At 60.8% G+C, this 23786-nt stretch carries 20 protein-coding genes; 18 read left to right on the forward strand and 2 right to left on the reverse strand.

The window, feature by feature from the left end:
* Positions 1–75: 75 nt before the first annotated feature.
* Positions 76–933: a protein phosphatase CheZ gene (locus tag ACQ4V8_RS01660; protein WP_070346462.1), complete on the forward strand. Its 858-nt coding sequence runs from the start codon at positions 76–78 to the stop codon at positions 931–933.
* Entirely contained in the window at positions 933–2810 is a 1878-nt protein-coding gene (locus tag ACQ4V8_RS01665) for a chemotaxis protein CheA (protein ID WP_436570791.1), read from the forward strand. Before ACQ4V8_RS01660 ends, ACQ4V8_RS01665 begins: the two co-directional genes overlap by 1 nt.
* A 184-nt stretch (positions 2811–2994) precedes the next feature.
* Here the strand turns inward: ACQ4V8_RS01665 and ACQ4V8_RS01670 are convergent, their stop codons facing one another.
* Positions 2995–4134 (reverse strand): S41 family peptidase, encoded by a 1140-nt coding sequence (locus ACQ4V8_RS01670; RefSeq protein WP_436570792.1) that lies wholly within the window; start codon positions 4132–4134, stop codon positions 2995–2997.
* 337 nt (positions 4135–4471) lie between these two features.
* On the opposite strand from ACQ4V8_RS01670, the gene leuC reads away from it, so the two are divergent.
* From leuC to ACQ4V8_RS01750, 16 genes are all read left to right on the forward strand, one after another.
* Complete coding sequence (leuC, locus tag ACQ4V8_RS01675; protein ID WP_029496575.1) at positions 4472–5875, forward strand: 3-isopropylmalate dehydratase large subunit; 1404 nt, start codon at positions 4472–4474, stop codon at positions 5873–5875.
* Positions 5876–5943: 68 nt separating this feature from the next.
* A complete protein-coding gene (locus ACQ4V8_RS01680) occupies positions 5944–6066 on the forward strand; it encodes an entericidin A/B family lipoprotein (protein WP_010400408.1) in 123 nt (40 codons plus the stop codon).
* Between the two features lie 51 nt (positions 6067–6117).
* Entirely contained in the window at positions 6118–6765 is a 648-nt protein-coding gene (gene leuD / locus ACQ4V8_RS01685) for a 3-isopropylmalate dehydratase small subunit (protein ID WP_010400405.1), read from the forward strand.
* Between the two features lie 12 nt (positions 6766–6777).
* Positions 6778–7848 (forward strand): 3-isopropylmalate dehydrogenase, encoded by a 1071-nt coding sequence (gene leuB / locus ACQ4V8_RS01690; protein WP_010400403.1) that lies wholly within the window; start codon positions 6778–6780, stop codon positions 7846–7848.
* Positions 7849–7893: 45 nt separating this feature from the next.
* Positions 7894–9021, forward strand: a complete 1128-nt coding sequence (gene asd, locus ACQ4V8_RS01695) for an aspartate-semialdehyde dehydrogenase (RefSeq protein WP_010400401.1) — start codon at positions 7894–7896, stop codon at positions 9019–9021.
* Between the two features lie 244 nt (positions 9022–9265).
* Complete coding sequence (locus tag ACQ4V8_RS01700) at positions 9266–11785, forward strand: motility hub landmark protein FimV (RefSeq protein ID WP_436570793.1); 2520 nt, start codon at positions 9266–9268, stop codon at positions 11783–11785.
* Between the two features lie 146 nt (positions 11786–11931).
* Positions 11932–12762: a tRNA pseudouridine(38-40) synthase TruA gene (truA, locus tag ACQ4V8_RS01705; RefSeq protein ID WP_070346466.1), complete on the forward strand. Its 831-nt coding sequence runs from the start codon at positions 11932–11934 to the stop codon at positions 12760–12762.
* 30 nt (positions 12763–12792) lie between these two features.
* Positions 12793–13476: a phosphoribosylanthranilate isomerase gene (locus ACQ4V8_RS01710; protein ID WP_436570794.1), complete on the forward strand. Its 684-nt coding sequence runs from the start codon at positions 12793–12795 to the stop codon at positions 13474–13476.
* Positions 13469–14719: a tryptophan synthase subunit beta gene (gene trpB / locus ACQ4V8_RS01715; protein WP_010400392.1), complete on the forward strand. Its 1251-nt coding sequence runs from the start codon at positions 13469–13471 to the stop codon at positions 14717–14719. The genes ACQ4V8_RS01710 and trpB overlap by 8 nt, the downstream gene beginning before the upstream one ends.
* A gap of 116 nt (positions 14720–14835) precedes the next feature.
* The gene (gene trpA / locus ACQ4V8_RS01720) at positions 14836–15633 is read left to right on the forward strand and encodes a tryptophan synthase subunit alpha (RefSeq protein WP_070346467.1); all 798 of its coding nucleotides are present in this window, start codon (positions 14836–14838) and stop codon (positions 15631–15633) included.
* 197 nt (positions 15634–15830) lie between these two features.
* The gene (accD, locus tag ACQ4V8_RS01725) at positions 15831–16703 is read left to right on the forward strand and encodes an acetyl-CoA carboxylase, carboxyltransferase subunit beta (protein WP_010400390.1); all 873 of its coding nucleotides are present in this window, start codon (positions 15831–15833) and stop codon (positions 16701–16703) included.
* Between the two features lie 154 nt (positions 16704–16857).
* Positions 16858–18156 (forward strand): bifunctional tetrahydrofolate synthase/dihydrofolate synthase, encoded by a 1299-nt coding sequence (gene folC / locus ACQ4V8_RS01730; protein ID WP_010400041.1) that lies wholly within the window; start codon positions 16858–16860, stop codon positions 18154–18156.
* A 24-nt stretch (positions 18157–18180) separates the two neighbouring features.
* On the forward strand, positions 18181–19218 hold the full coding sequence (locus tag ACQ4V8_RS01735) for an SPOR domain-containing protein (RefSeq protein ID WP_436570795.1): 1038 nt from the start codon (positions 18181–18183) through the stop codon (positions 19216–19218).
* A gap of 16 nt (positions 19219–19234) precedes the next feature.
* A complete protein-coding gene (locus ACQ4V8_RS01740) occupies positions 19235–19723 on the forward strand; it encodes a CvpA family protein (protein ID WP_010400035.1) in 489 nt (162 codons plus the stop codon).
* 39 nt (positions 19724–19762) lie between these two features.
* Positions 19763–21286 carry an amidophosphoribosyltransferase gene (purF, locus tag ACQ4V8_RS01745; RefSeq protein WP_029496571.1) on the forward strand — a complete coding sequence of 508 codons (1524 nt, stop codon included), beginning with the start codon at positions 19763–19765 and terminating at the stop codon, positions 21284–21286.
* A gap of 247 nt (positions 21287–21533) precedes the next feature.
* A complete protein-coding gene (locus ACQ4V8_RS01750; RefSeq protein ID WP_070346470.1) occupies positions 21534–22775 on the forward strand; it encodes a cystathionine gamma-synthase family protein in 1242 nt (413 codons plus the stop codon).
* 226 nt (positions 22776–23001) lie between these two features.
* Here ACQ4V8_RS01750 and lexA read toward each other — a convergent pair whose 3' ends face one another.
* Positions 23002–23649, reverse strand: coding sequence for a transcriptional repressor LexA (gene lexA / locus ACQ4V8_RS01755; RefSeq protein ID WP_010400029.1), 648 nt, complete (start codon positions 23647–23649; stop codon positions 23002–23004).
* Between the last annotated feature and the right edge of the window lie 137 nt (positions 23650–23786).

Here is a 23786-nt window from a genome sequence, read left to right on the forward strand (position 1 = left end):
CGAGAAATTGTGGGTATCAGTCTGTAAAACGCACAGTTCAGGCGGAATTTTGACAATTTATGGAGAAGCAGGGATATGACCAACGCCGCTGATGATTTCGATGCATTATTCGATGAAGTATCTGCGCAAAGTGCGGCAGCTCCCCAGCCCGCACCCGCTGCAGCGCCCGCAGCCGTGAGCGCGGACGACGACTTTGACGCGCTGTTCGACTCGGTGTCGGCCAGCGCCAGCGTGCCGGCAGCCGCAGCGGAAGCGCCAGTCGCCGCCGCGCCGGAAGCGCCAGCCGCATCTCCCGCAGGCGTGCCCGGCGAAGCGGCCGTTGCGGTCGACCAGTCCGACAAGCCGATGTTTGAACGCCTGGGCGGCATCGTGCGCCTGCTGCACGATTCGCTGCGCGAACTGGGCTACGACAAGGCGTTGACGGAAGCGTCGTCGCAGATCGTCGACGCCCAGGACCGCCTCGAGTATGTCGCCACACTGACGGAACAGGCCGCCAACAAGGTCTTGAATACGCTAGACGAGGGCATGCCGGCGCAAGATGTGTTGTCGAAGAAAGCCAAGGACATGGACAGCCGCTGGACGGCGCTGTTCGATGGCAAGCTGAGCCTGGAAGAATTCAAGGCCCTGGCCGGCGATTCCCGTCAGTTCGCGCAAGCCGTTGCCGAGGCGACGGAAGCGGAAAAAGCGCGCTTGCTGGAAATCATGATGGCGCAGGACTTCCAGGACATCACGGGCCAGCTGATCAAGAAAGTGGTCAACATCACCAAGACGGTGGAGCACGAGCTTGCCCAGCTGCTGCGCGACAATGCACCGGCCGAAGTGCGCGAAAAACTGGCGCAAAAGCCGGTGCCGCTGATGCAGGGCCCGTCCGTTCCTTCGGTGGCGCTGGACCAGGATAATGTAGACGACCTTCTTGCCGATTTGGGATTCTAATGGACGATATGCTCAAGGATTTCGTCGTTGAGGCGATGGATCTTGCGGTGAATGTTGAAGAGCACTTATTGTGTCTTGAGCGTGATCCCGACAACAAAGAAACACTGAATGCCGTGTTTCGCTCCTTCCACACCATCAAGGGTGGTGCCGGCTTCATGGGCCTACCCGCGCTGGTGGCTGCCTGCCATCTGACGGAAAACCTGTTCGACGCCTTGCGCACGGGCGCCGCACCGGTGACGCCGATCGCCATCGAGGCGGCATTGCAAGCGTCCGGTTTCGTGGCCGACCAGCTGACGGAACTGGCCAACGGTAGCGCGCCGGAAAGCTTGCCGGCCATGCCGGAAGAGCTGGAGCACATCCTGACGAACGCCATCGAAGGCAAGGGCATGGACGCCGCTGCGCCTGCTGCTGCGGTGGCTGTGGAAGTGGCCGCGTCCGTTGCCGCAGTCGTCGTCGCTGCGCCGGTTGCCGCTGTTGCCACTGCCAGCGCCGATGGCCTGGACTGGGAAGGTATGTATAACGCCGTCGTGCCGGCGGGCAGCCAGCTTGCTGGCACACCGGCGCCTGTCGCCGCTGCGCCTGTCGCTGCGGCCGCCGCGCCTGCTGCTACTGCTGCCGCCAAGCCGGCAGGCAAAGCCTGGGATGGCGCGGAACGTCGCGAAGAACGTCCGGAAGTGCGCCATGCCGCGCCCGTCAAGGAAGACAGTATCCGCGTCGACGCCGTCAAACTAGACGCCCTGCTGGAAGTGGCCGGCGAATCGGTACAGGCTGCGAACCAGGCCGCAGTGCTGCTCGAACGCTTGTTGCAATTCAAATTCGAAGGGCAAGCTGCTACCCTGATGGCGACCCTGGCGGAAACGCTGGAACGCGCTTCGCGCTACTCGACCGAGTTGCAGCGGGCCACGCTTGCCACGCGCATGCAACCGGTGGGCCGTCTGTTCCAGAAATTTCCGCGTCTGGTGCGCGAACTGGCAAAAGACTTGGGCAAGGATGTCGAGCTGACCATTGAGGGTGCGGAGACGGAAGTCGACCGCGTGGTAGTTGACAGCCTGTACGATCCGCTCGTGCACATGTTGCGCAATTCGCTAGACCATGGCGTCGAGTCGCCGGAAGCGCGTCTGGCCGCCGGCAAGCCCGCCAAATCGTATATTTCACTGAAGGCTTGGCAGGAAGCGAACAGCGTCATGATCGTGCTGCAGGATGATGGCAAGGGCATGGACCCGGTCTTCCTGCGCAGCAAGGCACAGCAAAAAGGCTTGATCAGCGAAAGCGCGCAATTGAGCAACGACGAATGCTTCCAGCTGGTGTTCCTGCCGGGCTTCTCGACCAAGGAAGTCGCCTCCAGCGTTTCCGGTCGCGGTGTCGGCATGGACGTGGTCAAGACAGCCGTGGAGAAAAATCGCGGCGCCATCCATATCGAATCGACGCTGGGCAAGGGCACCAAGTTTGCCATCCGCCTGCCGATCGAGCTGTCCATCGTGCCGACCATGCTGGTGTCGACGTCGGGTGCCGCGCTGGCGCTGCCGATGGCGGTGGTGCAACGCGTCGTCGAATTGCCGGAAACCTTCATGGAAGTGGGTGGCGCGCCGGTACTGAAAGACCAGGGTCGTCCATTGCCCGTGCGCTCGCTGGCCGGCTCCCTGGGCTATGAAGCGTGCAGCGAACGCGTGGGCATTGTTGTTGCTGCGCCACAGCCTTATATTCTGGCCGTGGCAGCCGTCGATGGCACGGCCGACCTGGTGATCAAGCCGATGACGGCCATCACCGTGGAAGGCATTACCGGCACCGCCCGCTCTGCCGAAGGCGAGCTGGTACTGGTAGTAGGCCTGTCGTTCCTGATGGATGGTTGCAGGGGTAGTGTGCGCATGGCCGCATGATGGCACCTGACAAAACCTGCTGCGCGTCGGTATAGGCAGCCTGCGATGCTCACCGTACCAGAGTACGGTGGCGCTTCTTAGTCAGCCTTGCATTCCGCTCGCTACGGTTTTCTCAGCTGCCTTTAGTATCGTTGTATTCATTCGAAAGCCCGCTATGCATAGCGGGTTTTTTTTCATGGTGCAATCACATGCTGTCCGGGCGCAGGGTGCCGCCTTCCAGCCAGCGTTGCACGCGCACGATTTCCTGGGCGCGTTCCGCTTCGTCCTTCGGTGGCGGCAGGTAGATGTCGGGCATGATGCCGTTCAGGTCGACCTGTACCTGCGGCAAGCGGGCCGAGCGCGAGGTCGCGTACATGAGCTGGCGTAGCCCTGAGGGCAAGGCATGCAGGCGCACGTTCGAATAATCGAGCGCACCGTAGCTGCTGCGGCCGATCAACTTGACATGAAAACTCTGCCGTACCGCCAGCAGGAATTGTTCGCAGGAGCTCCCGCAATCGCGGTCGACCAGTACCGCGACGCGGGCCGGCTGCGTCTTCTTTTTGGGCAAACTTCCATAGCTGACAGGCCCATCGGTTCGCTGTGTTACAAACTGGCCTGATTCGACGCTGCGCATCCGGGCGACGGCATGCTCACTGTCTGTCGTGCACGAGGCATCACCGGGGGCGTACAGCGCGCAGATACCTTCCTGTCCGGCAATATTGGCTGGCGTGGCCAGCCATTCGCCGCCCACGCTGACGATCTCGCCTGAGCTGATCCATGGCAGCAGCGGCGCATAAGTGCTATCACTGCCGCCATCATTGCGCCTGACATCAATGATCCAGTGGGGGTGGGTGGCAAGATCGTGACGCCTGCTTGCCAGTAAATCAGCGATTGCCTTGCCGTACTGAGGAAAAAAACTGGGCAGTGTCAGTAAGGCGGTCCGAGGTGACAGCAGTTGCAGCGATGGCGCTCTTTTATCAACCGTATTTGCAGTGGGCGTGGAGGGCGGCGCTGGTTTGCTGTGCTTCAATGCTGCGCTGGGCACGATCTGCAGATGGCCTGTGCGCCACTTACTCAGATAATCGGCCAGGATGACATTACAAGCAGATGCATCGCTAGTGTTTTCCGCGGCCTCGCTTGCGCGGCTCAGCGCCAGGTCGAAATACGCCGCTCCCTTTTGCGCCAGGTGCTGGCGCGCCCCCGTGTCATTTTCCAGCAGGAAGGGCGCAATGTCGTGCAAGTCCTGCAGGCAGCTTGCTCCCGGCGTGGCCGCCGCCGCATCGGCGCTGGCCAAGGGCGGCGCGGCCAGGGTCAGGGCGGCCAGCGCCAACAAGTTCAGTTTCATTGAGGTCCTTGGGTGTGGTGGCGCGCATGCGCCGGTGTTTATTGTCAAAATACAATACACATAATATCAAGAAAAAATGGCACTCTGATTGCGCCGTGACACGTTCGGCGGCCCGCCTGCGGATAAGCGCGGTCTGCCGCCAATGTGCTGATATCGGCAATTTCCAGCTCATATCTAACGGCGTAGCCAAACTTTGTATCGCCAACACCACGCTTTTACCTGTTTCGGTTCTGTGTTGCGCAATGTATGGCATAATCCCCGTGGATCACCGTATGACTTAGCATGACTTGGTATCACTTGATCACTTACTACAGGCTGTGGCAACGCTGCATAAATCATGATGAAGACGCTTTACGACAAACTCTGGGAATCCCACGTTGTTCGGGCCGAAGATGATGGCACGACAATTTTGTACATCGACCGGCACCTGCTGCACGAAGTCACCAGCCCGCAAGCCTTCGATGGCCTCAGCGTGGCAGGCCGCCAGCCGTGGCGCATTTCCGCCAACCTGGCCGTGGCCGACCATAACGTGCCGACCACCAGCCGCATCGACGGCATTGCCGATCCGGTCTCGCGTCTGCAGGTGGAAACGCTGGACAAGAATGCCAAGCACTATGGCCTGACCTACTTCAACATGAATGACAAGCGCCAGGGGATCGTGCATGTGATCGGCCCTGAACAGGGTGCGACCTTGCCCGGCATGACGGTTGTTTGCGGCGATTCGCACACGTCCACGCACGGCGCCTTCGGCGCGCTGGCGCACGGCATCGGCACGTCGGAAGTGGAGCACGTGCTGGCCACGCAAACCTTGCTGCAAAAGAAATCCAAGTCCATGCTGGTGCAGGTTGACGGCGCCTTGCCGGCCGGCGTGACGGCCAAGGATATCGTGCTGGCCATCATCGGCAAGATCGGCACGGCCGGCGGTACCGGCTACTGCATCGAATTTGGCGGCGCGGCCATCCGTGCGCTGTCGATGGAAGGGCGCATGACGGTGTGCAATATGGCTATCGAGGCGGGCGCGCGCGCCGGCATCATCGGTGTCGATGACACCACCATCAATTACGTCAAGGGCCGTCCGTTTTCGCCGGCCGGTCCGCACTGGGAGCGCGCCGTGGCCTACTGGCGCACCCTGCATTCGGACCCCGGCGCCCGCTTCGACCTGGTCGTCACGCTCAACGCGCAAGACATCGTGCCGCAAGTGACCTGGGGCACATCGCCCGAGATGGTGGTCGGTATCGATGGCCGCGTGCCCGATCCTGACCAGGAAAAAGACAGCGTCAAGCGCGACGCGATGGAAAAGGCGCTGCTCTACATGGCCCTGAAACCGAATACCGCCATCGAAGACATCCGTATCGACAAGGTCTTCATCGGTTCTTGCACCAATTCGCGCATCGAAGACTTGCGCGCGGCCGCTGCCGTGGTGCGCGGCAAGCACCGCGCCTCGAACGTCACCCTGGCGCTGGTGGTGCCCGGTTCCGGTCTCGTCAAGGACCAGGCCGAGCGTGAAGGCCTGGACCGTATCTTCAAGGATGCCGGCTTCGAGTGGCGCGAGCCCGGTTGCTCGATGTGCCTGGCCATGAATGCGGACCGTCTGGAGCCGGGCGAGCGTTGCGCCTCGACTTCGAACCGCAACTTCGAGGGTCGGCAGGGGCAGGGCGGCCGGACCCATCTGGTGTCGCCAGCGATGGCGGCAGCGGCGGGCATCGCCGGCCACTTTGTCGACGTGCGGGCTTTGCGATGATGGCGGGGACGGGTGCCGCTGGCGTACACTAGCATTGCCCGTTCCATACTTACTATCAAGAAATCATCATGAAAAAACTCTTCGCCCTCCTCATCGCCACCGTCATCCTGTCTGGCTGCAACACCGTCTCCGGCATCGGCCGCGATGTGCAGAAAGTCGGCCAGGTCGTCACTGGCGCCGGCGGAAAATAAACCGTGACGTGCCGGCGCCCTGCGCCGCGCGTCTTAACGAGTAGACATAGCATGGATAAATTTACGCTTTACGAAGGCCTGGTAGCGCCGCTGGACCGCGCCAACGTCGACACCGACGCGATTATTCCGAAGCAATTCCTGAAATCGATCCACCGCAGTGGTTTCGGCCCCAACCTGTTCGATGAATGGCGCTACCTCGACCATGGCGAACCGGGCCAGGACAATAGTCGGCGCCCGCTGAACCCTGAGTTCGTGCTCAACGAGCAACGCTACCAGGGCGCTTCGATTTTGCTGACGCGCAAGAACTTCGGCTGCGGCTCCTCGCGCGAACACGCGCCGTGGGCGCTCGACCAGTATGGTTTTCGCGCCATTATCGCGCCCTCGTTTGCCGACATCTTCTTCAATAATTGTTACAAGAACGGCTTGCTGCCCATCGTGCTGTCGGAAAGCCAGGTCGAGCATCTGTTCCATGAAGTCAAGGCATTCCCCGGTTACAAGCTGGTGGTGGACCTGGAACAGCAATGCGTGCGCACCGGCAATGGTAGTGTCTCGTATCCGTTCGAGATCGATGCCTTCCGCAAATACTGCCTGATGAATGGGCTCGACGATATCGGCCTGACTCTGCGCCATGCCGACGATATCCGTGCCTTCGAAGAACGCCACCTCGCCACGCAACCGTGGCTCGCCAACGTCATCTGATCGATAAAAAATATGAAAATTGCAATCTTACCCGGCGACGGCATCGGTCCTGAAATTGTCGCGCAAGCCGTCAAGGTCTTGCATGTGCTGGGCGAATCGTTCGAACTCGAAACAGCGCCCGTGGGCGGCGCCGGCTATGCTGCGCATGGCCACCCCTTGCCGGAAGGCACGCTGGCCCTGGCAAAAGCGGCCGATGCCGTGCTGTTCGGTGCCGTTGGCGATTATCAGTACGACAATCTGGAGCGCCAGTTCCGTCCCGAGCAAGCGATTTTGGGCTTGCGCAAGAACTTGGGCCTGTTCGCCAACCTGCGTCCGGCCATTTTGTACCCGGAACTGGCGGGCGCCTCGACACTGAAGCCGGAAGTGGTGTCCGGCCTGGATATTTTGATCATCCGTGAATTGACGGGCGACATTTATTTCGGCCAGCCGCGTGGCGTGCGCGAGTGCCCGGACGGTCCGTTCAAGGGCCAGCGCGAAGGTTTTGACACCATGCGCTATGCGGAAGGCGAAATCCGCCGCATCGCCCACGTGGCTTTCCAGGCGGCGCAAAAGCGCGACAAGCGCCTGACCAGCGTGGACAAGGCGAACGTGCTCGAAACGTTCCAGTTCTGGAAAGACATCGTCATCGACGTGCACAAGCAATATCCTGACGTTGCGCTCGATCATATGTATGTCGATAACGCGGCCATGCAGCTGGTGCGGGCGCCGAAGAAATTCGACGTCATGGTGACGGGCAATATGTTCGGCGACATCTTGTCGGACGCGGCCGCCATGTTGACGGGCTCGATCGGCATGCTGCCGTCCGCTTCGCTCGACGCCAACAACAAGGGCTTGTACGAGCCTTCGCACGGTTCGGCGCCCGACATCGCGGGCAAGGGCATCGCCAATCCGCTGGCGACGATCCTGTCGGCGGCGATGATGTTGCGCTATTCGCTGAACCGCGAAGAGCAGGCGCTGCGCGTCGAGGCTGCGGTGAAGAAGGTGTTGGCGCAAGGTCTGCGCACGGCCGACATCCATGAAGCGGGCACGACTTTGGTCGGTACCGAGGCCATGGGTGATGCAGTTGTAAAAGCACTGGGATAAAATAGTCTAATGACGGCAGTCGCCGTCTCATCTTGAGGAATGGTAATGAAATTAGTTGGCTTGGTAGGTTGGCGCGGTATGGTCGGTTCGGTCCTGATGCAGCGCATGCAGGAAGAGGGCGATTTCGCCCATATCGAACCGGTGTTTTTCACGACCTCGAACACGGGCGGCGCGGCGCCGGCCATGGCGAAGAATGAAACCATCCTCAAGGATGCCAGCAATATCGCCGAACTGTCCAAGTGCGACATCATCATTTCCTGCCAGGGTGGCGACTACACGAGCGCGGTCTTCCCGCAGTTGCGCGCAGCGGGCTGGAATGGCTACTGGATCGATGCGGCCTCGACCTTGCGCATGGAAAAAGACGCCGTCATCGTACTCGATCCCGTCAACCTGCACGTCATCAAGGATGCGTTGGGCAAGGGCGTGAAGAACTACATCGGCGGCAATTGCACCGTGTCGTGCATGATGATGGGCCTGGGCGGCCTGTTCCAGCACGATTTGATCGACTGGATGACGTCGATGACGTACCAGGCGGCATCGGGCGGCGGCGCGCAGCACATGCGCGAGTTGCTGACGCAATTTGGCACCATCAACAGCGCCGTCAAGGCGCTGCTGGACAACCCCGCTTCCGCCATCCTGGAAATCGACCGCCAGGTGCTGGCCACCCAGCATGGCTATTCCTCAGATGAAATCAAGCAATTCGGCGCGCCACTGGCCGGCAACCTGATCCCGTGGATCGACAAGGACCTGGGCAACGGTCAGTCCAAGGAAGAGTGGAAGGCGGGCGCGGAAACGAACAAGATTCTTGGTCGCGGCAGCGACTTTGGCACCAAGGAAATTGCTGTCGATGGCCTGTGCGTGCGCATCGGCGCCATGCGCTGTCATTCGCAAGCGCTGACCATCAAGCTGAAGAAAGACGTGCCGCTCGATGAAATCAACGACATCATCGCCAGCAACAATCAATGGGTCAAGCTGGTGCCGAACACGCGCGAAGCGTCCGTGCGCGACTTGTCGCCTGCCGCCGTCACCGGTAGTTTGACGATACCCGTCGGCCGCGTGCGCAAGATGAGCATGGGCGGCGAATATCTGTCGGCCTTCACCGTGGGCGATCAATTGCTGTGGGGCGCGGCCGAGCCACTGCGCCGCATGCTGCGCATCTTGCTCGATGCGTAATGGACACTAATTGTTGATCAAGATCAAGCCGGGACTGTTTCCCCGGCTTTTTTTTCGTCCTGAGCCCCTCAAGGCGCAACCATGCGGAGCTTGCATAGCACTGGGCATGATGATATGTTGATACTTCTGGAAAAGTAACAGTTTTCCCACGTCAACTAAGATACCACCAACTATGCCTGTACACACTCGTCCCCGGGTCGCCTCCCTTGTCATTCAAACACTGAGCAGCGCTGTCGCCTGTGCGGTGTTATTGTCACCGGCGGCATCCGCAGCCGAGCTGGGCAAGATTACGGTGCTGTCCGCCGCTGGACAGCCGCTACGCGCCGAAGTCGAATTATCGGCCGTCAAGGCAGGCGAGGCAGCTGGCCTGCTGGCCAGGCTGGCGCCGCCGGACGCCTACCGGCAGGCCAACGTGGAATTCAATCCCGCTCTAAATGCGCTGACGTTTGCCGTGGAAAACCGCAACGGCAAGGCCTTCATCCGCATCAGTTCGGCGCAAGCGGTGGCCGAACCCATGGTCGATTTGCTGCTGGAACTGAGCAGCAAGAGCGGGCGCCAGGTACGTGAATATGCATTCGTGCTCGATACACCCGAAGTGCGCCAAACGCGCGGTGCGCAAGTGGCCGCGCCAGTAGCTGCGGGCAAGAGCAAGCCGGCGGAGGCGACTGCACCGAAAAAGGCGGCAGGCGAATACAAGGTCAAGGCGGGCGATACCCTGAGCCGCATCGCCAGCGAAATGAAACCATCGGGCGTCTCGCTCGACATGATGCTCGTCGCCCTGTACCGCGCCAATCCCGATGCCTTCAAGGGCGACAACATGAACCGCATGCAGGCCGGGCGCATCCTGGCCGTGCCAGATGCGCACGCCGTGCGTGCCACCGATGCGGTCGCAGCAAAAGCCGTCGTGACGGCGCACGCCATCGATTTTGAAGCCTATCGCAACAAGCTGGCAGGCCAGGTGTCGCAAAGCAAGCCGGGCAAGGCTGCGCAGCCGACGCAAAGCACGGCTGGCAAGATCGGGCCTACCCGCGTGCAGGAAAAGCCGACGGCCGTCAGCGAGTCGCAAGACAAGCTGAAACTGTCGAAAGCGGAGCCGGCGGCCAAGTCGGCCGGCAAGAGCGCCGTCGCCAGCGAGGAAGACAAGATCGCCAAGGCGAAACAGGTCGATGAAGCGGCCGCGCGCGTCAAGGAGCTGGAAAAGAACGTCAGCGACCTGGAAAAGTTGATGGCGGTCAAAAGTAAGGCCATGGCCGACAAGAGCGCTCCCGCTCCCGCCAAGCCGGCCGAGGTCGCGGCCAGCGCAGTTGCCAGTTCAGCGGCCAGTGCCGTTGCCAGCGCGCCGACCGAGGCGCAGCCGGCCGCACCTCAGCCGGCCGCACCTGAGCCGGCCGCACCGAAAGTGAAACCGGTGCCGCTGGTTAAGAAACCTTCGCCGCTGGAGCCCACCTTGGCCGACAAGATCAGCGACCATCTGGGTGCCGTCGGCATCGGCCTGGCTGCCTTGCTGGCGGCCGTGGCGGCGCTGGTGATCGCGCGCCGCCGCAAGGAAACGCCACTCTCGCGCGACAATATCGCCCCGGTGTTCGCGCCGGAAGCGCCTGTGGCGCCGCCAGTGGGCCTGGTGCCGGAAGGCCAGCAATCCGCGGTCGATAGCCAGCTGGACGGTACGCCAGCCGCCGTTGCCGGCGTGGCTGCCGCAGCGGGTGCCAGTATGCTTGAAGGCAATGAAACTGACCCTGTCGCCGAAGCCGACGTGTATATCGCTTATGGCCGTGATGGCCAGGCGGAAGATATCCTCAAGGAAGCCTTGCGCAGCCATCCCGAGCGTCATGCGGCTCGCCTGAAGTTGCTGGAAATCTATTCTGCCCGCAATGATGTGCGCGCGTTTGAAGACCAGGCTGGTGAGCTCTACAGCCTGACTCGGGGGCAGGGTGAAGAGTGGGCGCAAGCAGCTGCGCTGGGCTTGGCGCTCGACCCGGTCAACCCCCTGTATGGCGATACGCAAGACGATGCCGTTGTCAGCCTGAGCCAGGGCGGCGGTGACGTGCGTGACCAGAGCATCGACTTGTCCGACGATCGGGCTTCGCCCACACCGCTAGCCGACCTGGCGCCGGCCGCGCCGCCTGCCTCCGTGAGCCCCCGCGATGCACGCGACCCCCTCGACTTCGACCTCGACAGTCTCGATTTCGAACCGGTCTCCACCAGCGATCCGATCGCCATGCCGGGACCGGATCGCAAGTCGCCGGCCGCCACGCAGAGCGCACAGGATATGCACGAAGCGCACGATGACGCCAGCATGGATTTCGGCCTCGACCTGGAGCCGCCAGCGGGCCCCGTCAATGGCGTGGGCGCCGGCATGACGCCCTTGCCCGACCCGCTGACGGACGTGGACTTGGCGCATTTCGACCTCGACGAGCCGGTGGCACCCGCAGCGGCGCCGGTGGCGGCCGCCGCGCCTTCCATCGACAGCCTGTTTGACGATGCGCAAGCGCCAGCGAGCTTGCCGGAAGCCATACCGCCGGCGCAAGAATTCGATTTGTCCGGCATCGACCTGGACCTCCACGATGGCAAGACGGCCAGCGTGGGCGTGGATGATCCCTTGTCGGCCATCCACATGGAAATGGATACCAAGCTTGACCTGGCGATCGCCTACCAGGAAATCGGCGACAAGGAAGGCGCGCGCGAGTTGATCGATGAAGTCATCAAGGGCGGCAGCGAAGAGCAGGTCGCGAAGGCCAATACCATGCGTGCGCTGCTGAGCTAAGCACCTGATACGACGTCCATGGCTGCGTGGCACGGTCCGGCCGTGCTATTCGTACTGTCTTCGACCGCGCGCCTTGCCCTGAACGTCGTCTCAGGCGCTTGTGTGGCCGGAATGCGGGGCCGCCTTTGCGCCGGTATAATGCTCTGATGCAAAATATTACGACAGCAACGCCATGCAAGCGTATCGTCCTCGGTCTGCAGTACGACGGCACGGCTTGGCATGGTTACCAGAAACAGGAAGACGGGCAAACGGTACAGGACCAGCTGGAAAACGCGCTCGAGCAGTTTGCCCGCGTGCGCTTGGCCACCACCTGCGCCGGGCGCACGGATACGGGCGTGCATGCGCTGGAGCAGGTTGTGCATTTCGATACGCAACTGAACCGCGATGTGCACTCGTGGGTGCGCGGCGTCAACGCCTTCCTGCCGAAATCCATCGCCGTGCGCTGGGCCAAGGAGCTCGCTGGCGATCCCACCGTTAACGATTTCTTCCACGCCCGCTTCAGCGCGCGCGCGCGCACCTACCATTATGTGTTGTATAACAATGCCACCCGTTCGCCGCTGGTGGAAGGGCGCGCCGGCTTTTTTTTCCGTCCGCTGGACGTAGCGTTGATGCGCCAGGCCGTGCAGCCGCTGCTGGGCTGGCATGATTTTACGGCCTTCCGCGCCGCGCAATGCCAAGCCAAGTCACCCGTCAAGCTGATGCACGACATCCGCATCGAGCGGCGTGGCGATTGCGTCATCTTCACCATCACGGCCAATGCCTTCCTGCACCACATGGTGCGCAACCTGGTCGGTTCCCTCGTGTATATCGGCACCGGGCGCGAAAAGCCGGAATGGCTCGGACATTTACTGGAAAGCAAGGACCGTCACGCGGCCGCGCCCACCTTCATGCCCGATGGCCTTTACCTGGCGCAGATCGATTACGACCCGAAATGGGCCTTGCCGCAAGACAGCAGCAGCGCCTTGCCCTGGTTCTGACGTTTTCATTCAATTGTTGTAAGGAATAACATGCCACGTACACGCATCAAGATCTGCGGCCTGACCCGCGCCGAAGACATCGAGGCTGTCGTGGCGGCAGGCGCCGACGCCATCGGTTTCGTGTTTTATCCGAAAAGCCCGCGTTATGTGACGCCGCAGCAGGCTGCCAGCCTGATCGCGGCCATGCCGCCGTACGTGACGACGGTGGGCCTGTTCGTCAATGCCAGCGTGGAAGAAGTGCTGGCAACCAAGGCCGTGGCCCCCTTGTCGCTGCTGCAATTTCATGGCGACGAGACGCCCGAACACAGCGCTGCGCTCGCTGGCGCCGTGCAAACGCCATTTACGCAAGTGTTCCGTGTCAAACCTGACGCCCGCTGCGAAGATTTGTTAGAATATGAAAAGCGCTATCGCGCCGCCAGTCCCTTGTTCTCGAGTCTCTTGCTCGATACTTATGTGGATGCCTATGGCGGTGCAGGAAAGGTATTTGATTGGTCTCTCATTCCAAAAGAACTCGCGCCTCGGGTCGTTTTAAGTGGTGGCTTGAGCGTACGAAACGCGACTGACGCAGTGGTGCGCGTGCGCCCTTACGCCGTCGACATCAGCAGTGGTGTCGAAGCGCTCAGGGGTATCAAAGACGCATCCAAAGTCCGCGCGTTCATCGCCGCGGTGCAGGATGCCGACACCATCATTGCCAGAGGAAACAACCATGAATGACCACACCACCGCTCCCGGCGCTGCCGCCGGCTTGTTCCACGCCACCGATTATCCTTTTCCTGACCCACGCGGCCACTTCGGCCCGTATGGCGGCGCGTTTGTTGCTGAAACGCTCACGCACGCGCTCGACGAGCTGAAAGCCGCTTACGCGCGCTACAGCACTGACCCGGAATTCCTCGAAGAGTTCCGTTATGAGCTCAAGCACTTCGTTGGCCGTCCGTCGCCCATCTACCATGCCAAGCGCTGGTCCGAGATGGCCGGTGGCGCACAAATCTATTTCAAGCGCGAGGACTTGAATCACACGGGCGCGCACAAGATCAACAATGTGATCGGCCAGGCTTTGCTGGCCAGGCGCATGGGCAAGCCGCGTATCATCGCCGAAACGGGTGCCGGTCAGCATGGCGTTGCCACGGCAACCATCTGCGCCCGCTTCGGCCTCGAATGCGTGGTCTATATGGGCAGCGAAGACATCAAGCGCCAGGCGCAGAATGTGTATCGCATGAAATTGCTGGGCGCCACCGTCGTGCCCGTCGAATCGGGCTCCAAGACCTTGAAAGACGCGCTCAATGAAGCCATGCGCGACTGGGTCACCAACATCGAAAACACCTTCTATATTATAGGCACCGTGGCCGGCCCCCATCCTTACCCGATGATGGTGCGCGACTTCCAGTCCGTGATCGGCGAGGAATGCCTGGTACAGATGCCGGAAATGACGGGCCGCCAGCCTGACTACGTACTCGCTTGCATCGGCGGCGGCTCGAACGCCATGGGCATCTTTTACCCGTATATCGACCAGAAGGATGTGCAACTGATCGGCGTGGAAGCGGGCGGTGAAGGCTTAAATACAGGCAAACATTCGGCCTCGCTGGCGTCCGGTTTCCCGGGCGTGCTGCATGGCAACCGCACCTATCTGTTGCAGGATGCGAATGGCCAGATCGCAGAGACGCATTCTGTCTCTGCTGGCCTGGACTATCCGGGCGTAGGGCCTGAACATGCATGGTTGAAAGACTTGGGCCGCGCGCAATACGTGTCCATCACGGACGACGAAGCCTTGCAAGCTTTCCATGACTGCTGCCATATCGAAGGCATCATTCCAGCGTTGGAATCGGCGCACGCGCTGGCGTATGCGGTCAAGCTGGCGGCCACTTTGCCGAAAGACAAGACCCTGCTGGCCAACCTGTCGGGCCGTGGCGACAAGGACATGCATACCGTGGCAGAACGCATGGGATTGAATTTTTCTTAACCCCAAAGCAAGAGCCGGGGGGCGGACGCTCAGGGACTCGGCGTCCCCGTCCGACCCCAGCATTTGCCCTTGGGTTTGAAAAATATTCCATCTATTTACCGTCAAGAAAGCTTCCCATGTCCCGTATCGCCGCTACCTTTGCCCAATTAAAATCGAATAACAAGACCGGCCTGGTCACCTTCATTACCGCCGGCGACCCCGGCCCTGACGTTACCGTGCCGCTGATGCACGCGCTCGTCGAGGGCGGTGCCGACATACTGGAACTGGGCGTGCCATTTTCCGACCCCATGGCCGAAGGCCCTGTCATCCAGCGTGCCTGCGAACGCGCCCTGGCATTCAACGTCGGCATTCACGACGTGTTTGGCTATGTGCGCCAGTTCCGCGAAACGAACCAGACAACGCCCGTGGTTCTGATGGGCTATGCCAATCCCGTCGAGCGCATCGGCAGCGCCGCGTTTATTCAGGCAGCGCAAGCGGCGGGCGTCGATGGCGCCATCGTCGTCGACTATCCGCCCGAGGAGTGCGAGCAATTTGCCAGCGCCATGCGCGCCGCTGACCTCGACCTGATTTTCCTGCTGGCGCCCACCTCGACCGAAGAGCGCATCGCGCAAGTGGCCAAGGTGGGCAGCGGCTTTAGCTACTATGTGTCGCTCAAGGGTGTCACGGGAGCGGGCAACATTGATACGCAACAGGTGGCAGAGCGCCTCGCCGCCATTCGCCAGCATGTAAAGTTGCCTATCGGCGTGGGTTTCGGCATCCGCGATGGCGCCACGGCCAAGGCCGTGGCCGAGGTGGCCGATGCCGTCGTGATTGGTAGCCGCATCATTCAAGAGATTGAAAACGCCCCGCCAGGGGGCGCCGTAGAGGCCGCGCGCAGCTTCACGGCCGGCATCCGCGCTGCACTTGATGCCTGAGTAAGCTTGCCGCTTACGCAAGATGCGTAAGCGGCAAAGTTCGACAGCCCGGCGATAAACGGCTACACTTCGGCCACTGAATGCCTGTCATTGTGCAATAGATAAAATTTTTGGTGCCGCCCTGCCGGGCCGTCGCCGCTTACCGTCTGCTGGGGGTGTCCATTGACGCTACCCCTACAAGGGCCCAAGGAGAAAATATGAGTTGGTTGGAAAAACTGCTGCCACCGCGCATACAGCGTTCTGATGCTGCCGCGCGCAAGACCATGCCGGAAGGCCTGTGGGTCAAGTGTCCTTCATGCGAAGCCGTGCTGTATCGTACGGACCTGGAATCGAACCTGCACGTGTGCCCGAAATGCGATCACCACATGCGCATCCGCGCGCGTGAACGTCTCGACAGCTTGCTCGACGCGGGCGGACGTTATGAAATCGGTCAGGAAATCCTGCCCGTCGATACCTTGAAATTCAAGGACAGCAAGAAATACCCGGACCGCCTGAAGTCCGCCATGGAAGCGACCGGTGAAACCGATGCGATGGTCGTCATGGGCGGCGCCATCATGAGCCTGCCAGTGGTCGTGGCGTGCTTTGAATTTGAATTCATGGGCGGCTCCATGGGCTCCGTCGTGGGCGAGCGCTTTGTGCGCGGCGCGCAGATTGCGCTGGAGCAGAAAGTGCCATTCATTTGCATCACCGCCACCGGTGGTGCGCGCATGCAGGAAGGCTTGCTATCGTTGATGCAAATGGCAAAAACGACGGCCATGCTGACCAAGCTGTCGGAAAAGAAATTGCCATTCATCAGCGTGTTGACCGACCCGACCATGGGCGGCGTGTCGGCCTCGTTCGCCTTCATGGGCGACGTCGTCATTGCCGAGCCGAAAGCGCTGATCGGCTTTGCCGGCCCGCGCGTGATTGAAAACACCGTGCGTGAAAAACTGCCGGAAGGCTTCCAGCGCGCCGAGTTCCTCGTCACCAAGGGTGCCGTCGACATGATCGTTGACCGCCGCAAGATGCGCGAAGAAATCGCCCGCTTGCTGGCTTTGTTGCAAAACCAGGCTGTGGAAGTGCTGGCTTAATTTGATTTACCCCAAAACCTGAACTGCCGGGGTCGGACCCGATGGGGAGATTCACTCCAGCGGAGTGAATCTCGATCCCGCAGGGACTGACATCGAGTTTTGTTCTGGGTTACCTGTCTTTCCCGCCTCGCGCACTCTAATCAAGAAGTCTCCCATGCAAATCCTCCCCACCACCTTGCCGGAATGGCTCGCCATGCTGGAAACCCGCCATTCGGAAACCCAGATCAACATGGGCCTGGACCGTGTGCAAGCCGTCAAGGCGCGCATGCAACTTGCTTTTACTTGCCCCGTGATCATGGTCGCCGGCACGAATGGCAAGGGTTCCACCTGCGCCATGCTGGAATCGGTACTGTTGCGCGCCGGCTACAAAGTGGGGCTGTACATCAAGCCGCATTTTCTCGACTTCAATGAGCGCGCGCGCGTGCTGGGCGAGATGGCCAGCGACGAACAGCTTGTCGCCAGCTTCAACGTCGTCGAAGCCGTGCGTGGCGATACAGCACTGACGTATTTCGAATTCACTACCTTGGCCATCTTGCACCTGCTGGCGCAAGCCCAGTTGGACGTAGCCATCCTGGAAGTGGGCCTGGGCGGGCGCCTCGATGCCGTCAACGTGATCGATGCCGACGTGGCCATCGTCACCAGCGTCGATATCGACCACACGGATTACCTCGGTGATACGCGCGAAGCGATCGGCTTTGAAAAAGCCGGCATCTTCCGCCCGGGCAAACCGGCCATCTGCAGCGATCCCGTGCCGCCGCAATCCTTGATCGACCATGCGCAAGCCATCGGTGCAGACCTGTGGCTGATGGGCCGCGATTTTAATTATTCGGGCGACAAGCAGCAGTGGAACTATGGCGGGCGCGAGCAGCGCCGCAATTCGCTCGCCTATCCAAGCTTGCGCGGCGCCAACCAGATCCTCAATGCGGCGGCCGTGCTGGCCGCGCTGGAAGCGCTGAGGCTGAAGTTGCCCGTGGGCGCGCAGGAAGTGCGCACCGGCCTGGTGACGGTGGAACTGCCGGGCCGCTTCCAGGTCTTGCCTGGCCGTCCCAGCGTGATCCTTGATGTCGCGCATAATCCGCACGCTGCCTCGGCGCTGAATCAGAACCTGGGCAATATGGGTTATCACCCGTACACCTATGCCGTGTTCGGCTCCATGCAGGACAAGGATATCGATGGCGTGCTCGCTGCGATGAGCGAACACGTTGACCACTGGTGCCTGACGGATCTGCCTTCGCCGCGTTCGGCCACGGCTTCCGAACTGGCCGCCAAGGTGCAGATCATGCTGGCAGATAAGCCCGACAGCAGCGAGCATACTGTGTCTATTTTTGCTGATCCGGCACAAGCTTATGCAAATGCGATGAGCCGGGTCGGTGAGAATGATAGAATTGTGGTCTTTGGCTCTTTCCTCACCGTCGCCGGCGTGATGAAGGCCCGAAAATCCTCACTTCACTGAAACGCACTCGACTGAAAATCACGCATGGGCTTGTTCTCGAAACTGTTTAAAAACAAGCAAGAATCCTCTGGCGAAGACAGCGGCTTTTATGTCCCTGGCGAAGCACAGTCGCCGACCCGCAAGCGCGCCGCCAACACTTCCGGTGGCCGCGCGGCGCGCCGTGGTGGCAAGGAAGCGCCGGACCCTGTCTTGCCAGAAAAAAAGCGGGCACGCCGCCGCTTGGTCGGGGCCATCGCCCTGGCCCTGGGTGTCGCTGTCGGCTTGCCGATGCTGCTCGATTCCGAGCCGAAAGCGCCTTTCAACGATATCGCCATCGACATTCCCTCGAAAGAAAAGGCTGCCGCGCCTGCGCCCGTGCCCGCCGTCACGACCCAGGCCGCAGCGCATGGCCTGGACCAGTCCGAGGAAATCGTCGACTCTCCGCTGCCGCCTGCGGCCAGGCCTGCGCCTGCGCCAGCTGCCGTGCTGGCCGCCGTTCAGCCCGCGCCGCTCAAAGCGGACTATGTCGAGCCGAAAGCCGAATCCAAGCCTGAATTTAAACTTGAACCCAAGCCTGAACCCAAGCCCGAACCCAAGCCCGAACCCAAGCCCGCCAAGGTGGAGCCGAAACCCGAGCCGAAGCATGAAGCCAGGGCGGAACCGAAGCATGAACCCAAGCCCGAACCCAAGCCCGAACCCAAGCATGAAGTAAAGGTGGAGCCCAAGCCCGAGCCCAAGCCTGCCAAGTCGGTGCAATCTGCCGATGATGCGGCGCGCGCCATGGCCATTTTGGAAGGCAAGCCACTCGACAAGGCGCAAGAGAAAGCACAAGACAAGACGCACGACGCCGTCGGCGGCAAGTTCGTGCTGCAGGTGGCGGCCCTGGCGACGCAGGACAAGGTCGATGAATTGCAGGACAAGCTGCGCGAAGCGGGCATCAAGTCTTACACGCAGAAAGTAGCTAGCCCGGCGGGCGAGCGCATCCGCGTGCGCGTGGGGCCGTTCGGCAACCGTGAAGACGCCGAAAAGACCCGCGCCAAGCTGCAAAAGCTGGGCCTGGGCGGCAGCTTGGTGCCGGCGTGATGTTGCAAGGCTGAAGGTGACGATCTTCGATTATTTGGTGCTGTTCGTCCTGGTCACTTCCGTGCTGATCAGTATGATGCGCGGCCTGGTCAAGGAAATACTGTCATTGGTCAGCTGGGTCGTCGCTTTCGTCGTTGCCAACGCGTATGGTGCCAGCCTGGCGAAATTGCTGCCCGAAGCGGTGCCGGGCGAAGTCATCCGTTTGTTGCTGGCCTTTGTGCTGCTGTTCATCGGTGTGCGCATTTTGATGGGCTTGCTGTCCATGACGGTCGACGCACTGGTCAAGGTGACGGGCTTGAGCCTGGCCGACCGCACGCTGGGCAGCCTGTTCGGCGTGGCGCGCGGCCTGATGATCGTGCTGACGGCCGTCATCTTGTGCGGCATGACGTCCATACCGCAGCAGCCGTTCTGGAAAAATGCGTCGCTCAGCCCGTTCGCCGAGCAGGGCGCGCGTGCCATCAAGCCTTATCTGCCTGCCGCTTACGCGCAGCATGTGAAATTTTGAATTTTTTTTAAAATCAGTAGCACAGTTTAGGAGCACACCATGTGTGGCATCGTCGGCGTCGTTTCCCATCAACCTGTCAATCAATTGCTCTATGATGCATTGTTGCTCTTGCAACATCGTGGTCAGGATGCGGCAGGGATTGCGACTAATCACAGCAGTATGTTTTCCATGCACAAAGCCAATGGCCTCGTGCGTGACGTCTTCCGTACGCGCAACATGCGTTCGCTGCAGGGCACGACGGGCATCGGCCATTGCCGCTACCCGACGGCCGGTTCGTCGAGCGAAGAGGAAGCACAGCCGTTTTATGTCAATGCACCATTCGGCATCACCCTGGCGCACAATGGCAACCTGACCAACTGGGAACAGTTGAAACAGGAAATGTTCAAGAACGACCGCCGCCACATCAATACCGATTCCGATTCCGAAGTGCTGCTCAATGTGCTGGCGCATGAAATCCAGGAAGCGACGACGGGTCTGAATCTGGACCCGGAAGCCATCTTCAAGGCCGTCACCGTGCTGAACCGTCGCGTCAAGGGTGGCTACGCTGCCGTGGCGCAAATTGCCGGTGTGGGCTTGCTGGCTTTCCGTGACCCGCACGGCATCCGTCCTTTGTGCCTGGGCATCAATGAAACGGAACTGGGGCCTGAATACCTGATCGCTTCCGAATCCGTCGCGCTGGAAGGCATGGGTTTCCGTTTCGTGCGCGACATCGGTCCCGGCGAAGCCGTCTTCATCGATGCCGACAAGAAATTGCACAGCGCCCAGTGCGCCGACAATGCCAGCCTCAATCCTTGCGTGTTCGAATTCGTCTACCTGGCCCGTCCCGACTCCGTCATCGACGGCGCCTCGGTGTACGCCACGCGCCTGAAAATGGGTGAGTACCTGGCTGAAAAGATCCGCGCCGAACTGCCTGACGTGCATATCGATGTGGTCATGCCGATTCCCGATTCCTCGCGTCCTGCCGCCATCCAGCTGGCCCTGGCGCTGAACATCGAGTATCGCGAAGGCTTCATCAAGAACCGCTACATCGGCCGTACCTTCATCATGCCGGGCCAGGCGGCGCGCAAGAAATCGGTGCGCCAGAAGCTCAACGCTATTCCTTCCGAATTCAAGGATAAAGTAGTGCTGCTGGTCGACGATTCCATCGTGCGTGGTACCACCAGCCGTGAAATCGTGCAGATGGCGCGCGAAGCGGGGGCGACAAAAGTCATCTTCGCCTCGGCCGCGCCACCGGTGCTTTACCCGAACGTGTACGGCATCGACATGCCGACGCGCGACGAATTGATCGCCTACGGCCGCACGACGGAAGAAGTCTGCCGCGAAATCACGGCCGACTACCTGGTGTACCAGGATATCGGCGCGCTCAAGCAGGCCATTGCCGACGTCAATCCGGCGCTCACGAACTTCGAGGCTTCGTGCTTCGATGGCGTGTATGTGACGGGCGATGTGTCGCAGGAATACCTGGACCGCCTGGAATACGCGCGCCATCATCCGAAAGCAGCAGCGCCTGAAGATACGCCCCGTCCCCAGCTGAACTTGAACCTGGCAACGACAGAAGCGTAATCGCCGCCTTGCCATTAGGGTTAGACCCGTCGGGTCTGACCCTAATGCCGTTAAGTTAGTGTTAGTGATGCTATTTTTAGCCCAAGAACAAGGACTGGGGTCGGACCCTGAGGGTCCGACCCCAGCTCTTTGCCTCTGGGTTTAGCGAATTTACTGGCGCTCATAAATCAGGCCAAAACTCTTAACTGAACGGCATTAGGGTCTGCCCCCAGCTTTTGTTTAGGGTTAATAGTTTCCAGCATCCACCATGACCACCAAAAAAAACTACGGCTTTACCACCACCATCTTGCATAGCGACCGCCGCAAGGGCATCGAGCACGGCTCGCTGCACAAGCCGATACACACCTCCGTGGCGTTTGGCTACGGCGACGCGCGCCAGCTCGCTGCCGTATTCCAGGGCAAGGAACCGGGCTTCCGCTACGGTCGCCAGGGCAACCCGACGGTTTCTGCGCTGGAAGAGAAGGTCAACAAGATGGAGGACGGCGTGGCGACCCTGTGCTTCGCCACCGGCATGGGCGCCATCGGCGCCGTGGTGCAGTCTTTGCTGCGCGCGGGCGACCATGTCGTCTCATCGGCTTTCTTGTTTGGCAACAGCAACAGCCTGTGGCAAACAGCGACGGGGCAGGGTATCGCCGTGTCCTTCGTCGACGCCACCGATGTGGCCAACGTGGTGGCCGCCATCACGCCGGCGACGCGCATCGTGTTTGTGGAAACCATCGCCAATCCGCGCACGCAGATTGCCGACCTGGCGAAAATCGGCGCCCTGTGCAAGGAGCGTGGCATTTTGTACATCGTCGACAACACCATGACGACGCCCTACCTGTTCCGCCCGAAAGCGGTGGGTGCCGGTCTGGTGGTCAATGCGCTCACGAAATCCATTGGCGGCCACGGCAATGCGCTGGGCGGTAGCTTGACGGACACGGGCGTGTTCGACTGGACGCAGTATCCGAACATCTTCGAGAACTATAAAAAGGCGGCGCCGGTGCAGTGGGGCATTGCGCAAATCCGCGCCAAGGCCTTGCGCGACTTCGGCGCATCGCTGGGACCGGAAGCGGCGCACCATCTTGCCGTCGGCGCGGAAACCATGGCCTTGCGCATGGAGCGCACCTGCTCGAACGCCCGCGCGCTGGCCGGCATGTTGCAAGCCGATCCGCGCGTGGCGGCAGTGCATTACCCAGGCTTGCCGTCGCATCCGCAGCACGCGCTGGCGACGCAGCTATTCCGCAGCTATGGTTCCCTGTTCAGTTTTGAATTGAAGGACGGGATCGATTGTTTCGATTTCCTCAATCGTTTGAATCTGGCCATTCCAGCGAGCAACCTGGGCGACACGCGCACCCTGGTCATTCCCGTCGCCCATACGATCTTTTACGAGATGGGGGCCGAGCGTCGCGCCAGCATGGGCATTGCCGAGTCGCTGATCCGCGTGTCGGTGGGTATCGAGGACGAGGCCGATTTGCTCGAGGATTTCCGTAGCGCGTTGGAGCAATGATGCCCAACCAAACCTGCTGCGGGTCGGTATAGGCGGCTTGTGATGCTCACCGGCTCGGCGCCCCGTACTGAGTACGGTTCTGCTTCTTTGCCACCTCCCCCTTCCGCTCGCCACGGTTTTGTCGGACATTGAAACTTGCGTGTCCGGCATGAGAGGGGCCGCAAGCTAAAAACTGGGGTCAGACCCGGCGGGTCTGACCCCGGCATGCACTTTTACATGCGGTGGCTTAATGCCAGCTGCGCATCAAGCCTACCGCCAAACCTTCCAGCGCAAACTCATCTTCCGGCGATACAGTGATGACCTTGAAGTCGGGATTTTCCGGCAGCAGTTCGATGACGGAGCCCGTCTTCTTGTAGCGTTTGACGGTGACTTCATCGCCGATGCGGGCGACGACGATCTGGCCGTTCTTGGCGCTATCGACTTTTTTCACTGCCAGCAGATCGCCATCCATGATGCCGGCGTCGCGCATGGACCAGCCGCGCACCTTCAGCAGAAAGTCGGGCTTGGCTGAAAACAGGGCCGGGTCGACGTTGTAGCTCGCTTCCAGGTTTTCCTGCGCCAGGATGGGCGAGCCGGCCGCCACGCGGCCGATCAGGGGCAGCGACATCAGTAGCGCTGCCTGCACTTTCGAGGACAGCGCCTCGGCGGCAGCACTCGCCGCTGCACCGATCAGGCGGATGCCGCGCGAGGTGCCGGGCGAAATCTCGATCGCGCCCTTGCGGGCCAGGGCTTGCAAATGCTCTTCGGCCGCATTGGCCGATTTGAAACCCAATTCATTGGCGATTTCGGCACGGGTAGGAGGGAAGCCCGTATTTTCAATCGCATCCTTGATCAGGTTCAGGATTTGTTCTTGTCGTGCAGTCAGCTTGATCATGAGCGGTGGGTGCATACTAAAATGCTGTCTATATGAACAGTCTGTATTTTTGTACAGTATCGTCCACTATGCAAGGGGATTTCCCTTATTTGCGCCAATTTCGTGTGAAATACTGGAATGCACGGTAAAAAGCCGCT

The sequence above is a fragment of the Janthinobacterium paucivorans genome (assembly GCF_051380805.1).
Taxonomy (GTDB): Bacteria; Pseudomonadota; Gammaproteobacteria; order Burkholderiales; family Burkholderiaceae_D; genus Janthinobacterium; species Janthinobacterium lividum_D.

Bases quoted from the DNA above. Each gene is read 5' to 3' on its own strand.
- asd (WP_010400401.1), top strand. From the start codon at position 7,894: ATGAAATTAGTTGGCTTGGTAGGTTGGCGCGGTATGGTCGGTTCGGTC.
- lexA (WP_010400029.1), bottom strand. From the start codon at position 23,649: ATGATCAAGCTGACTGCACGACAAGAACAAATCCTGAACCTGATCAAG.
- ACQ4V8_RS01670 (WP_436570792.1), bottom strand. From the start codon at position 4,134: ATGAAACTGAACTTGTTGGCGCTGGCCGCCCTGACCCTGGCCGCGCCG.
- trpB (WP_010400392.1), top strand. From the start codon at position 13,469: ATGAATGACCACACCACCGCTCCCGGCGCTGCCGCCGGCTTGTTCCAC.
- ACQ4V8_RS01680 (WP_010400408.1), top strand. From the start codon at position 5,944: ATGAAAAAACTCTTCGCCCTCCTCATCGCCACCGTCATCCTGTCTGGC.
- ACQ4V8_RS01735 (WP_436570795.1), top strand. From the start codon at position 18,181: ATGGGCTTGTTCTCGAAACTGTTTAAAAACAAGCAAGAATCCTCTGGC.
- purF (WP_029496571.1), top strand. From the start codon at position 19,763: ATGTGTGGCATCGTCGGCGTCGTTTCCCATCAACCTGTCAATCAATTG.
- ACQ4V8_RS01665 (WP_436570791.1), top strand. From the start codon at position 933: ATGGACGATATGCTCAAGGATTTCGTCGTTGAGGCGATGGATCTTGCG.
- ACQ4V8_RS01710 (WP_436570794.1), top strand. From the start codon at position 12,793: ATGCCACGTACACGCATCAAGATCTGCGGCCTGACCCGCGCCGAAGAC.
- accD (WP_010400390.1), top strand. From the start codon at position 15,831: ATGAGTTGGTTGGAAAAACTGCTGCCACCGCGCATACAGCGTTCTGAT.
- ACQ4V8_RS01660 (WP_070346462.1), top strand. From the start codon at position 76: ATGACCAACGCCGCTGATGATTTCGATGCATTATTCGATGAAGTATCT.
- leuB (WP_010400403.1), top strand. From the start codon at position 6,778: ATGAAAATTGCAATCTTACCCGGCGACGGCATCGGTCCTGAAATTGTC.
- leuC (WP_029496575.1), top strand. From the start codon at position 4,472: ATGATGAAGACGCTTTACGACAAACTCTGGGAATCCCACGTTGTTCGG.
- folC (WP_010400041.1), top strand. From the start codon at position 16,858: ATGCAAATCCTCCCCACCACCTTGCCGGAATGGCTCGCCATGCTGGAA.
- ACQ4V8_RS01750 (WP_070346470.1), top strand. From the start codon at position 21,534: ATGACCACCAAAAAAAACTACGGCTTTACCACCACCATCTTGCATAGC.
- trpA (WP_070346467.1), top strand. From the start codon at position 14,836: ATGTCCCGTATCGCCGCTACCTTTGCCCAATTAAAATCGAATAACAAG.
- truA (WP_070346466.1), top strand. From the start codon at position 11,932: ATGCAAAATATTACGACAGCAACGCCATGCAAGCGTATCGTCCTCGGT.
- leuD (WP_010400405.1), top strand. From the start codon at position 6,118: ATGGATAAATTTACGCTTTACGAAGGCCTGGTAGCGCCGCTGGACCGC.